General features: G+C 71.5%; 10 protein-coding genes. 7 read left to right on the top strand and 3 right to left on the bottom strand.

Going from position 1 to position 12,365, the window contains the following annotated elements; all coding sequences use genetic code 11:
- The first annotated feature begins 252 nt into the window (after window positions 1–252).
- Window positions 253–957 (top strand): hypothetical protein, encoded by a 705-nt coding sequence (locus ACFZBU_RS35285; protein ID WP_391587808.1) that lies wholly within the window; start codon window positions 253–255, stop codon window positions 955–957.
- Window positions 958–1,021: 64 nt separating this feature from the next.
- Here the strand turns inward: ACFZBU_RS35285 and ACFZBU_RS35280 are convergent, their stop codons facing one another.
- Together ACFZBU_RS35280 and ACFZBU_RS35275 are read right to left on the bottom strand one after the other, a co-directional pair.
- A complete protein-coding gene (locus tag ACFZBU_RS35280; RefSeq protein WP_391587807.1) occupies window positions 1,022–1,897 on the bottom strand; it encodes an alpha/beta hydrolase in 876 nt (291 codons plus the stop codon).
- Window positions 1,894–2,517, bottom strand: a complete 624-nt coding sequence (locus ACFZBU_RS35275; protein ID WP_391587806.1) for a TIGR03086 family metal-binding protein — start codon at window positions 2,515–2,517, stop codon at window positions 1,894–1,896. Before ACFZBU_RS35275 ends, ACFZBU_RS35280 begins: the two co-directional genes overlap by 4 nt.
- A 330-nt stretch (window positions 2,518–2,847) precedes the next feature.
- Here ACFZBU_RS35275 and ACFZBU_RS35270 point away from each other — a divergent pair, with 330 nt between their 5' ends.
- From ACFZBU_RS35270 to ACFZBU_RS35255, 4 genes are all read left to right on the top strand, one after another.
- The gene (locus ACFZBU_RS35270; RefSeq protein ID WP_391587805.1) at window positions 2,848–3,501 is read left to right on the top strand and encodes a TetR/AcrR family transcriptional regulator; all 654 of its coding nucleotides are present in this window, start codon (window positions 2,848–2,850) and stop codon (window positions 3,499–3,501) included.
- 71 nt (window positions 3,502–3,572) lie between these two features.
- Window positions 3,573–4,154 carry a TetR/AcrR family transcriptional regulator gene (locus tag ACFZBU_RS35265; RefSeq protein ID WP_391587804.1) on the top strand — a complete coding sequence of 194 codons (582 nt, stop codon included), beginning with the start codon at window positions 3,573–3,575 and terminating at the stop codon, window positions 4,152–4,154.
- Window positions 4,155–4,294: 140 nt separating this feature from the next.
- On the top strand, window positions 4,295–5,518 hold the full coding sequence (locus tag ACFZBU_RS35260; RefSeq protein ID WP_391587803.1) for a Cmx/CmrA family chloramphenicol efflux MFS transporter: 1,224 nt from the start codon (window positions 4,295–4,297) through the stop codon (window positions 5,516–5,518).
- Between the two features lie 317 nt (window positions 5,519–5,835).
- Window positions 5,836–7,476 (top strand): APC family permease, encoded by a 1,641-nt coding sequence (locus ACFZBU_RS35255; protein WP_391587802.1) that lies wholly within the window; start codon window positions 5,836–5,838, stop codon window positions 7,474–7,476.
- Window positions 7,477–7,521: 45 nt separating this feature from the next.
- Here ACFZBU_RS35255 and ACFZBU_RS35250 read toward each other — a convergent pair whose 3' ends face one another.
- Window positions 7,522–7,899, bottom strand: coding sequence for an RNA-binding S4 domain-containing protein (locus ACFZBU_RS35250; RefSeq protein WP_391587801.1), 378 nt, complete (start codon window positions 7,897–7,899; stop codon window positions 7,522–7,524).
- A 181-nt stretch (window positions 7,900–8,080) separates the two neighbouring features.
- On the opposite strand from ACFZBU_RS35250, the gene ACFZBU_RS35245 reads away from it, so the two are divergent.
- Entirely contained in the window at window positions 8,081–10,855 is a 2,775-nt protein-coding gene (locus ACFZBU_RS35245; RefSeq protein ID WP_391587800.1) for a DUF6493 family protein, read from the top strand.
- Between the two features lie 196 nt (window positions 10,856–11,051).
- On the top strand, window positions 11,052–12,284 hold the full coding sequence (locus ACFZBU_RS35240; protein ID WP_391587799.1) for a serine hydrolase domain-containing protein: 1,233 nt from the start codon (window positions 11,052–11,054) through the stop codon (window positions 12,282–12,284).
- The last annotated feature ends 81 nt before the right edge of the window (window positions 12,285–12,365 follow it).

Genomic DNA, 12,365 nt, shown 5'->3' with positions numbered 1-12,365 from the left:
TCCCCGCTCGCGCCCTGCGTCCCCGGCACCCCCACCCGCCGATCCGGCAACGACCGCCTGCCGACGCCCCGACGCGCGCCACCGTCCGTCCCGCCGGGCATCGTCCGCCCCCGGCCGAGGGCCCGGGCCCGGGCGCAGCGATCGCGATCACGATGCGGCCGGTCCCGGTTCGGGCCGCCCGCGTCGTGATTTCCCGGGCGGACCCGCGTTGCGGTACACCACGAGCGCGCCGATATGTCCAACTCTGGACGAATGCACCACATCATCATGTTCGGCGCACCTTGCCGCACGCGTGCCCTGGTCGCTCTCCCGCTCCTCGTCGCCGCCGTGCTCGGCGGGCCCGCCGCACCGCCGGCGGAAGCCGCGGTTCCCGCCGCCGCCCCTTCCGGAGCCGTCGCACCGCCCGTCTCCGAAGCAGGCGGGAACATCACCCGTTCCGAGGTCCTGGAGCGCGCCGAGGACTGGTACGACCGCGGCGTCCCCTACGACCAGGGGGCCGAAGCCCCGGACCGGGAAGGTACGCACGACTACCGCACGGACTGTTCGGGCATGGTCGCCATGGCCTGGCATCTCCCGAACACGGACTTCGACACCGACACTCTCGATCGGCGTTCGGTCACCGGCCGGATCGAGCGGGACGACCTGCTCCCGGGCGACGCGCTCGACGACACCGACGACGGCCACGTGGTGCTCTTCACCGGCTGGGTGAGCCGCGGCGCGGGCACGTTCACCTACATCCAAATGGCCAACTCGCACTCCGACATGGCCAAGGACACCGGCAGCTTCGCCGATCCACTGCTCGCGGGCCACCCGACCGCGAACTACTTCGCGCTGCGGTACAACCGGATCCTCGACGACGGGACATCCGCCGTGGTGCCGCCCGCGCGAAACCTGGATCGTTACCCGTGGCCGGTGCCCTGGCCCACGAACCGGCGGGTCGGCGAATGGCCTCGGTGAACACTTGACGAAGCCTGCCACCATGCCTCGCCGCACCGGACACGGCCTAGTGCCGGGTGCGGCACTAGACGCACTCCATCATGGGCTCCCGTCGAGGTGCGTCGAGGAAGCGGAGCACCTCGGCGAGTACCGCGGCGTCGCCCAGTACCCGGCTGTGGCCCAGTCCTCGGGTCACGAACAGTCGGGCCTGGTCGGGGTAGGCCGCCGCCAGTCGATATCCCTGGTCGGCCACCGCCATCGCGTCGTCCTCGTCGTGCACGACCAGGATCGGCACCCGCTCCGGACCGGCTCCGGAGGAAGCGGAGAACCGCTGCCAGATGGCCGACTCCGGCGCCAGGAGGCGAGCGTCCGCCCGCTCCCGCACCATGGCCTTGACCCTCGGGTCGAGGTCGAGTTCGACGCTGAACCGGTCCAACAGGTACTCCATGTCGCAGACCCCGGCCACCGCCACGACCCGATCGGCCCGTACACCCGAGCGCAGCGCCTGGAACGCGCCGAGCACGCCGAAGGAATGCGCGAGCACGGCCCGGAAGGCGCCGTATTCGTCCTGGAGTCGGCGAGCGATCTCGGCATATTCGAGGACGGTCGTGCTCGTCCCGCCGGAATCCCCGTGTCCCGGCGCGTCGAACCCGATCGGGGTCAGCCCGCGAGCCCGCAACTCCTCGACGAACGGCGCGAATCGCGAGGCGCGCGACTGCCAGCCGTGCAGGAGGAGCACCGGCTCCGCGCCGTTGCCCCACCGATAGGTGACCACCCGCTTGCCGCCGACGTACATCGTGTCGGTGGTGGCGAACATGTGTGCCGAACGCTCGGCGGGCCGCACCCGACCTCGCACGAACGGACGCCGGAACAGCAGGTACGCCAGCGCGCCGGCCGCCCGCGGGGACAACGTGCCGGTGGCACGCAGGGTGATCCGCGCGGACGCCTCGACGGCACTCATGCCGACCGCCGGTGCGGCGTGCGGCCGAGCAGCGCGACGAGACGCTCCCCCGGTGTCGCGTCCACGGGCGGCTCGACCGCGCCGCCGAATGCGATTCCGGGCCTGCCCAGTTCCCAACGCTCGGCGAACGCCAATGCGGTCAGCGCGAGTTCGGGTTCGATGTGGCCGGGAAGGCCGATCGTGCGGGCGACGTCCCAGGCGTGCACGAGGTTGTCCACGAAGTGCATCGCGATCGCGACCGATCCGGGGAACGTACCGAACTCGCGGATGAGAAGTTGCCGTTCGCATACGTCGGGGCCGGACAGCGCCGCCGTGACGCCCACCGCCGAGCCGGCGAAGTCGACCCACGGATCCTCGCCGAGCGCGTCGTCCCGCCAGACGTCCGGGTCCGTGGCGCCGGCGGCCGCGGCGATGAAGCCTCGGTTCTCCGCGACCATGTGGCCGAGCAGATCACGCAGGTTCCACCCGGTGCACGGGGTGGGCAGGTCCCACTGATCACGCCGGGCGAGCCGCAGGGTATCCAGCGCGATCACGGTCGCCCGGCGGTCCGACGCCTGCACGTCGAGGTCGGCTATATCGGCGGCAGGGCCGGTGGTGGCGGGTGCTTCGGTGTCGGTCATGAGGCGACCTCCATGGACGAGGGCGGGTGGACGCGTGGCCGGTGAGCGCCGGAGCCGGGCGAACGAGCGGGCAGGCAGGCGAGCGGGCGGCCGGCCACGGGAAGCGTGCCTTTTGAAAACTGCACGACCGGTCGTACTATTTACTGGGCATGGAGATCCTGTCAAGGCAGACCGGGCAATGGAGTCGGGAGGCGGGAATCGAGAGGTGGAGCCGGGAGATGCCCGGAGATGGGGCAGACGGGTAGCGCCGGGAGATAATCGACGGCGATCGGTCGAACGACCGTCCGGCCGATCAGCCGATCAGTCGAACCGCCGAGGGTAGGAGTGGCCGTGAGTGCGTCCCCGACGGACGGGCGGGTCCGCAAGGGCGATCGCACCCGACAGGCGATCGTCCGCCGCGCAGCGGACATCGCGTCCGTCGAGGGCCTCGAAGGGCTCTCCATCGGTCGCCTCGCGGGCGACCTGGACATCAGCAAGAGCGGGGTGTTCGCGCACTTCGGGTCGAAGGAGGAGCTGCAACTCGCCGCGATCGGCGCGGCCGTCGACGTCTACGTCGAGCACGTGGTCACGCCCGCACTCGCCGAGCCCGCCGGTCTGATCCGGCTCTGGCGCCTGACCGAGCGCTGGATCGCCTACTCCCGCGATCGGGTGTTCCCCGGTGGTTGCTTCTTCTTCAACGCCTCGGCCGAGTTCGACGCACGGCCGGGTCGAGTCCGGGACACCCTCGCGGGCGCCTGGCGGGGTTGGCGCGAAATGTTGCTCGCCGAGGTCGAGACCGCGAAGACGATCGGCGACGCGCCGGCCGACCTCGACACGGCCCAACTCGTCTTCGAGCTGATCGCGTTCCTGGAGACCGCCAACGGCATCAGCATGCTGCACGACGACGAGAGCGCCTACTCCCGAGCCGGCACCGCGATCCGCACCCGCCTCCTCGGCGCGGCCACCGATCCGACCACCCTGGCACCGAGCCTCACGGGCGCATAGGGCGCCTGCCCCCCGGGAAATCGCCCGACCATATTGGACTGCTCATTACAAAACCTGCTAGCGTTTCCCGCATGGCCCGACCTCGGAAGTTCGACGAAGAGGAAGCGGTCCAGGCGGCGCTCGAAGCCTTCTGGGTCGCCGGCTACGAAGCCACCTCGACACAGGACCTGTGCGACGCGACCGGGCTCGGCCGCAGCAGCATCTACAACACGTTCACCAGCAAGCGCGACCTGTTCCTGCGGGCGCTGCGTCGCTACATCGAGCACATGACATCCCTCCAGGTGGCGAACCTGGAGAGCGATCGGCCCGTGCACGACAAGATCCGCGACCTGTTGGCCGTGGTGGTGGCCGAGGAAACCGATGCGAGCGGCGACCGGCGCGGGTGCCTGGTCGTGAACACCGCGATCGAGTTGGCCGGGCGCGACCCCGAGGTGGCACAGGTGCTCAAGCGCGACTACGAACGCCGCCACGCCGCGATCAAGGCCGCCATCGACACCGGCCGACTCGACGGCGACGTGGACCGGGACAAGGACGCCGGCGCGCTCGCACACGCCGTCATCGGCACGGTGTCGGCCCTCCGCCTGGCCGCGCGCAGTGGCGTGGACCGCGCCGGCCTGGAAGCGATCGTGAACACGACCCTGGGCGCCCTGTAGGGCGACCGGAGAATCCACCCCGCCCACCGGCGGCGACAGCGGGCGGCGGCGACACCGGCCGTCATCCCGGCGATCACACATCACGCACGCCTTCGTTTTGAACTGCTCATTACAAAACACGAACCACCCGGGAGTCCCCCATGCCCCTTGCCGTCTACATCCTCGGGCTGGGCATATTCGCCCAAGGCACCTCGGAGTTCATGCTCTCCGGGCTGCTGGAGACGATGGCCGCCGACCTCGGCGTGTCCATCCCCGACGCCGGACTGCTGATCTCGGCCTTCGCCGTCGGCATGGTCGTCGGCGCGCCGCTGCTGGCGGTCGCCACGTTGCAATGGCCGCGCCGTACCGCACTGGTCGCGTTCCAGGTCATCTTCATCCTCGGCCACGTGGTCGGCGCGCTCGCGCCCGGCTATTGGCTCGTGCTGGCCACCCGCTTCGTGAGCGCCGTCGCGTATGCCGGGTTCTGGGCGGTCGCCGCCGTCACCGCGCTCGGCCTGGTCGCCGCGAACGCGAAGGCCAAGGCGATGGCCGTGGTGGCGGGCGGTCTGTCGTTGGCCACCGTCGTCGGCCTTCCGCTCGGCACGATGATCGGCAACTGGGCGGGCTGGCGTGCGGCCTTCTGGGCCGTCGTGGTGCTCACCGCACTCAGCACCGTGGCCGTGTACGTGGTCCTGCCGGCGGGGCGTCCCGCCCACGAGGCGCCGCGCTCGGTGCGCGGCGAACTGCGCGCGATGCGGCGGCCACAACTGTGGGTGGCCTACACGACCACCGCGGCCGGCTTCGGTGCCGTGGTCGCCGTCTTCAGCTACCTGGGCACGATGTTGACCAACACCACGGGCATCGGCGAGGCATGGGTGCCCCTCGTGTTGTCCTGGTACGGCGTGGGCGCGGTGGTCGGGATCACCGTGGGCGGACGACTGGCCGACGAACACCCGTTCGGCACCCTGTACGCGAGCATCGGCGCCATCGTGGCCGTGTGCGTCCTGCTCGCCCTCACCGCCCGGAACGTTCCGGCCACACTCGTCCTGGTGTTCCTGCTCGGACTGGCCGGATTCGCGGCCAACCCGGCCGTGAACGCCCGGGTGTTCGCCATCGCGGCCGACGCACCCACCCTGGCCGGGGCAACCAACACCGCGGCGTTCAACGTCGGCATCACCATCGGCCCGCTCCTCGGCGGCCGGGTGATCGCGGCCGGCTTCGACTACGCGGCCGTCGCCTGGGTCGGCGCGGGCCTGGGCCTGGCCGCGCTGGCCGCCGCCCGACTCGACTCGCGCCTGCGTACCCGCGCCCACGCCCATGACCACGGCGGCGAGACCGCGTCGCCGACCGTCCCGGTTCGGGAAGCGGCCGGGCTCTCCCGCTAGGCCGTATCCGATAGCCGTCCTGTTCGTCCGGGCCGCACCGCACCCGCGCCCTCGCCGCACCGCACCGGCGACCGGGCGCGGTGAGAGGAGTCCGCCGAGTCACCGTCGCGCCACGACGTGACCGTCCCGTCGCATCCTGCGACGGGACGGTCGACGCACCGACCGGAGCGTCTGACGTGGCATCAGTTCCGTTGATTTTCCCGGGCTCCGGGGCTGCCGGTCGGGTTACCGGCGGGTCTAATCTGATGGCCTGCTTCCGATGGTCCGTTTTCGGTCGAACGGGTACAAAGTGCCCGTCTAGGACAGGACGGTTCGCCATGGCCACCATCGACCCCTCGAGACCGCCCGCGTCCGAACCGCCGCTGCGTCGCGCGGCCGGCGAGAAGGGCCTCAAGACCGGCGCGCTGGGTCTCGCCTCCAGCGTCGTGATCGGACTCGCCTCCACCGCACCGGCCTACAGCATCGCCGCGACGCTCGGCATCATCGTCGCGGGCGTCGGCCTGCAATCGCCGATCGTGATGGTCCTGGCCTTCATCCCGATGTTCCTGATCGCCTACGGCTACAAGGAACTCAACGAGGACACCCCGGACTGCGGCACCACCTTCACCTGGGGATCGCGCACCTTCGGCCCGATGACCGGCTGGATGGGCGGCTGGGCCATCATCGTCGCGGACGTCATCGTGATGGCCAACCTCGCGCAGATCGCCGGGCAGTACGGCTTCCAGCTGATCGGCGCCCACGGCCTCGCCGAGGACACGTTCTGGACGACGTTCGCCGGCGTCGTGTGGATCGTCCTGATGACCTGGATCTGCTACGTCGGCATCGAACTGTCGGCCAATCTCCAGAAGGTACTGCTGACCATCGAGGTCGTGGTGCTGATCGCCCTCGGCCTGACCGCGCTGTGGAAGGTCTACCTGGGCAACGCCCCGGACGGCTCGGTGCACATCGGCTGGTCCTGGTTCAACCCGTTCGAGATCGACTCCATCGATGCGCTGACCAAGGGCGTACTGGCCGCGGTGTTCATCTACTGGGGTTGGGACACCGCCGTCTCGATCAACGAGGAAACCGCGGACACCAAGCACACACCGGGTCGGGCCGCGGTGATCTCGACCGTCCTGCTGCTGCTGATCTACGTGCTGATCAGCACCTCCGCGCTGTCCTTCGCGGGCGCCGCCGAGACCGGCAACGGCCTGGCCAATCCGGACAACTCCGGGGATGTGCTGTCCAGTCTCGGGTCGAGCGTGTTCGGCACCGAGGGGTTCGGCTGGTTCATGGCCAAGCTGCTCGTGTTCATGGTGCTCACCTCGTCGGCCGCGTCCACCCAGACCACGATCCTGCCGACCGCGCGCACCACGCTGTCCATGGCCGCGCACCGGGCCGTCCCGCAGAACTTCGCCCGAGTGCACAGCCGGAACCTGGTACCGACGTGGTCCACGGTCGGGATGGGCATCGCATCGGTGGCCTTCTACGTCGCGATCACCCGGGTCAGCACCAACGTGCTCACCGACTCGATCGGTTCGATCGGCCTGGCCATCGCGTTCTACTACGGCATCACCGGCTTCGCGTGCGTCTGGTTCCACCGGCGCGTACTCACCCGCAGCCGACGCGATCTGATCACCAAGGGCATCATGCCGGGCCTGGGCGGGGCGCTGCTGGCGTACTTCTTCATCGACGCGTGCATCGTGTACTCGGACAAGGACTACGGCACGACCTACTGGACCCTGCCCTTCGCACCGCACTGGCAACTGGGCGGGGTGTTCCTGACCGGGATCGGCGCGCTGCTCCTGGGCGCGGTGCTGATGCTCGTCTATCGATTCATGCAGCCGGCGTTCTTCCGCGGCGAGACGTTGCCGCGCGCGGTGGCCGAGCGGGAGCCGCCGAGGACACCGGACGCGCCGGTGGGGTCCGTAGGGCCGACGACCGGATCCCCCGGGGCCGGCGGTACGGCCGGGTCCTGACCTCGGCCGGGGTGGGTCCGGTCCGACGGCCGGACCCGCCATCGCTCAGCGTTCGCGGAACTGCTCCAGCACACGACGGTCGCGCTTGGTCGGACGGCCGGCGCCCCGGTCGCGTCGGGCCACCACGACCGCCTCTTCGCGCGGGGGCGGCGGGGGGCTGTTGTCGATCAGACACTCGGCGGCCACCGGCGGGCCGACCCGCTTGCGGACGATGCGTTTGACCACGACGATCCGCTCGCGGCCGTCCTGGCGCAGCCGTACCTCGTCACCGATCCCGATCGACTGGGCCGGCTTCACCTTGTCGCCGTTGACCCGCACGTGCCCGGCCTTGCACGCCGCGGCGGCCAGCGACCGGGTCTTGGTCAGGCGCACGGACCAGATCCAGCTGTCGACGCGTACGGTCCCCTCGTCTGTCGTTGCCATGGCCCGACTCTAATACCGCACGCGTCGGCTTCGGCCGAAGCTGTGCCGGGAGCGGTGCCGGCTGTGCCCGCCGGGGCTCGCCGGGGCTCGCCGATGTCGGGACGCGCCGGCACCGTATGCGGGGTCGCGCGACGGCGCGACTGCGAAGTCGGAGCTGTGGAATCGGAGCGGTGGGGACCGGATGACCGAGTGGGCGACGCTACACAAGCTGATCGAGGCCCAGGACCCGCGCGGGGTCGGCGCGGCGATGCACGGACTCGACACCGCCGGCCGCAGGGCACTGGTCGATCCGCTCGTCGCCTACGAACGAAACGCGCGTCGCGACAGCGCCCCGTGGCGGCGTGGCCCGGCGTTGGCCGTGGCGGGCGCGGCGGTACTGCCGGGCGCCGCGCCGTTGGCCGCCTGGCTGGCACGCCACCGGTTGCGCATGTGGTCGAACGACATCACCGACGAGGTCGGGGTCGAACTGGTGATGACCGCACTGCGGGATCGGGCGCCGACCTGGTTGCCGAACCTGATGTCCCGGCTGGCCGAGCGCTTGCCCGTCCGGGACTTCGATCGGGCCCGATTCCTGCTGGTCCGGGCGCTGGCGGCGGAGACCGGCACGGCCCCGCCGCCGAGCGACGGGTACGTGCTGACCTGGCTGGACGAACCTCGCGCCGCCCGGCTGTTGGCGGTGGATTCGACGTTTGGCGGTTCGCGGTCCGCGGGTTCGACATCGGGATCCACCTCGATGGGTTTGTTGTCGATGGGTTCCGTGTCCGTGGGTTCGGCGGCATCGCGATCCACGGTGGCGGGAACGACGTTGCCGGCTGCGATGTTCCCCTCCGGTCGTGCGGAGTGTGCCGCGTTGTTGCTGCGTCTGTTCGAGGTCCCGGGCGTGGGTTCGTTCTTCGACGCATCGCCCTGGTGGCCGGAGGCGTTCCCGGCCCTGATCGCCGAGGGGCACGTCGATCGCGCGGACGTGGTGGCCGCGTGCGTGACCCGACTCGGCAGTCCCGGTCGCACCAGCGAACTGGCCGGCTACCTGCGCGTATTCACCACCCTCGACCTCACCGCGAACGAAATCGGCACGCATGCCCGGGAGTTGGTGGCGGTGACCACGATGGCGCCGGGCCCGGTGGCGAATGCCGCCCTGGCGGCGCTGATCCGGGCCGATCGGGCGGAGTCGCTGCCGCCGGAGATCGCCCTGAGCGCCGTCGAGGCGGCCTGTACCCGGACCGAGAAGAAACTCGTCCGCACCGCGCTCGGTTGGCTGGACACGCTGACCGCGCGCGACCCGGCGACACGCGCGGGCGCGGCGCTGTCGGTGCTCGCCGTCGCGTTCGGCCGGCAGGCCGCGGACCTCCAGCGCCGAGCCGTCTCCTCGGCGCTTCGCTGGATCGACCACGCGGACCCGCGGGCTCGGGCCGACCTCCTCGCCGCAGCCCGGCAGTTGCCCGCCGACCAACGGGCCGAGCTGGGCGCCGACGACGATTCCGCCGCGCCGGTGCCGCTCCCGATGCCGGCGTACGTTCCCGAGGAGATGCCGGCGCCCATCGTGGACGCGGCCGAGTTGGCGGTCGAGATCGCGGTGCTGCGCCGGCAGTCCCGGGAGGAACTCGATCCGGTCGGAGTCGAGCGGGTACTTGCCGCGCTCGTCGCACTCGGCGCCGTGGACCGGTCGGGGGTGCGGGCCGCGCTTGCGCCGCTCTTCGCCCGGGACGCGTACCTGCCGACCGAGCTTCCCGCGGGTTCGATCGACGATCCCTATCGGCGACTGCACCACGCGGACGAACTGATGCTGGTGGTCGCGGCTGCCCAGGCGCCCGCACGAGGCGCATTCGGCGCCCCCTACCCGGGCGCCGACCCGACACCCGGCGACCGGCACTGGCGGGACCTGCTGCGCCGGCCCGGGTCGACGCCGCTGCACGAGGTGTACGCCCGCCGGCTGCGCGCGATCGCGGTCGGCGTGGCCCATGCACCCCGTCCCGCCCTGCTCTCCACACCCACCGGCGCGAACGGCCTGATCGACCCGGCCGTGCTGGTCGACCGGCTGCGTCGGGCGGCAGCCGAGGGCTGGCAGCCGTGGCCGTTCGACCTGGAGCACGCGCTGCGTCGCCTGCCGATCGCTCCGGAGCCGGAACTCGCTTCACGTGCACGCGCGTTGGGCACCGCCGAGGGCAACCGGGCGGCGCTGCGACTGGCCGCCGGGCATCTACCGTCGGCCGACCCGACCCGGGCCGTGCGCCGCAGCACCGATCGTGGTCGGTTCGGCCACCGGATCGCCGAGCCGATGACCGCGACGCTGGCCGTGGTCCCCACCGGCAGCCGGCTCGGCCTGGACACCCCCGAGGACTGGCTTGCGGACGGTTACGACGGGGACCGCAGCGGGCGCTGGGCGGCCTGCCTGCCATCCTTCCTGCCCAACGATCGGGACCTGATCGCCGCGCACCTGGTGCCGCAGTTCGCCCACCGCGCCCGGGTCGGCCGGGGCGACGGGCGCCTGCTGCCGATGCTCGCCATCGCGGACGGCCCGTTCGGGGCCGGCCTGGCCCTCGCCCTGGCCCACGGCCTCAACGCCCGCGATCGCACCGACCGTACGCACGCCACGGACGCTCTGGCCATCCTCGCGGCACGCGACCAACTGGACGGCGCCTTCCTGGGCGACCTGATCGGCCGGTCGACCGCCGCCGGCGAACTCACCCCGACCCGAATCGTCCCGAGCCTGCGCGAACTCGCCGACGCGGGAGCCCCGAAACCGGTATGGGACCTCCTCCGGGCCGCCCTCCCCCACACCCTGGCCGCCACCCCACCACCCACCCGGCACGCCGACCTGCTCGAACTGGCCGTCCACGTAGCCGACATCACCGCCGCCCGAGGCCCCATCCCCGGCCTCCCCGAAGCCGCCGGCCCCGGCCCCTCCCGTTCCCGCACCGAGGCCCGCCGCCTACTACACATCCTGACCGGCCCCTGACATCGATCCCCCACCCGGCGGAATCACCGCACCACCTGCAACCCGTCGACCCGGCGCACGGCCGTGCGCCGGTTCGGTTTGCCACACCCTTCACGCACCGGGTCGCACCACCGTGGTTTCGGGTGCCCACACGGTAGTTGGCCATGATTGTCTCGCGGGATGGTGGTGCGGTATCGGTGAACCCTGAGGAGTCGTCGTGTCCGCACACGTGGTCCATGTCCCCGGCAGCCCGTTCCTGCTGAGCCGCCGTCGGTGTTGTGCGCTGGCCGTCGCGCTCGCCGGATCGGCGGTTGCGGCGGCCGCGCCGGCGGCCGCGGCCGAGCAGCGGGCGCCCGCCCGAGAGCGATTGCGCGGCGAGGCGGAGCGGTTGCTTCGGGACGGTGGTTTCGTGAACGCCGCGATCCTGGCGCGGGACGGGCGCGAGTACGCCGAGGGACACGCGGGGCCTGCCGATCTGCGCACCGGGCGGCCCGTACCGCGTGACGGGCAACTGCGGATCGGGAGTGCGACCAAGACGTTCGTGGCCACCGTTGTCCTGCAACTGGTCGCCGAGGGGCGGTTGGCGCTCACCGACCCGGTGGACAAATGGTTGCCCGGGGTGGTCGCCGGCAACGGGAACGACGGTCGCCGGGTGACGGTGCGGCACCTGCTCCAGCACACCAGCGGCCTGCACAACTACAGCAATGAACTGCCGGACACCGCGGCGGGCTTCGAGCAGACGCGGCTGCGCAGCACCCGTGCGGAGGAACTGGTCGCCGGCGCGATGCGGTTCGCGCCGAGCTTCCCGCCCGCCGATCCGGCGGATCCGACGCCGAACTGGGAGTACTCGAACACCAACTACGTGCTCGCCGGGATGATCGTCCGACGGGTCACCGGTCGCTCCTGGGCGGACGAGGTACACAGCCGCGTGGTCCGCCCGCTCGGCTTGGCCGACACCTACGCACCCGGCGACGACCCGACGCTGCGCGCGCCGTATGCCCACTCCTACCACCGCTTCGCGGACCGGGACGCCTGGGTGGACACGACCATCCGCAACATGACCTGGGGCGATGCCGCCGGGGAGATGATCAGCACGCACGCCGACCTGGACCGCTTCTTCACCGCGCTGCTGCGGGGCCGGCTGTTGCCGCCCGCCCAACTCGCCCGGATGTGCGACACCGTGCCGATGCCGGCCGACTTCGAGCAGGTCATGCCCGGAGTGCGCTACGGGCTCGGACTGATGCGCCAGCCGCTGCCCGGCGGCGGATTCCGCTGGGGGCACGGCGGAGACATCGAGGGCACGAAGATCCGGATGGGGGTCACCGAGGACGGCCGGCGCGGCGCCGTGATCGTGGTCAACGGCACCTACGCGGACGACGAACACGAACTGTCCTCCGAGGTGTCCGTGCAGCGGCTGACCGACCGACTGCTCGCCCCCGCGGCGCCCTGAGACCACGTCCGCACCGCCGCCGCAGCACGTCACCACCGATGCCGAACCACGTCACCACCGCCGTCGAACCGCCTCGCCGCC

It is taken from the genome of Embleya sp. NPDC008237 (assembly GCF_042956465.1).
In the GTDB taxonomy this organism is placed as follows: domain Bacteria; phylum Actinomycetota; class Actinomycetes; order Streptomycetales; family Streptomycetaceae; genus Embleya.
Note: the sequence above shows the minus strand (reverse complement) of the source record. Positions and strands in the feature narration are given on the sequence as shown.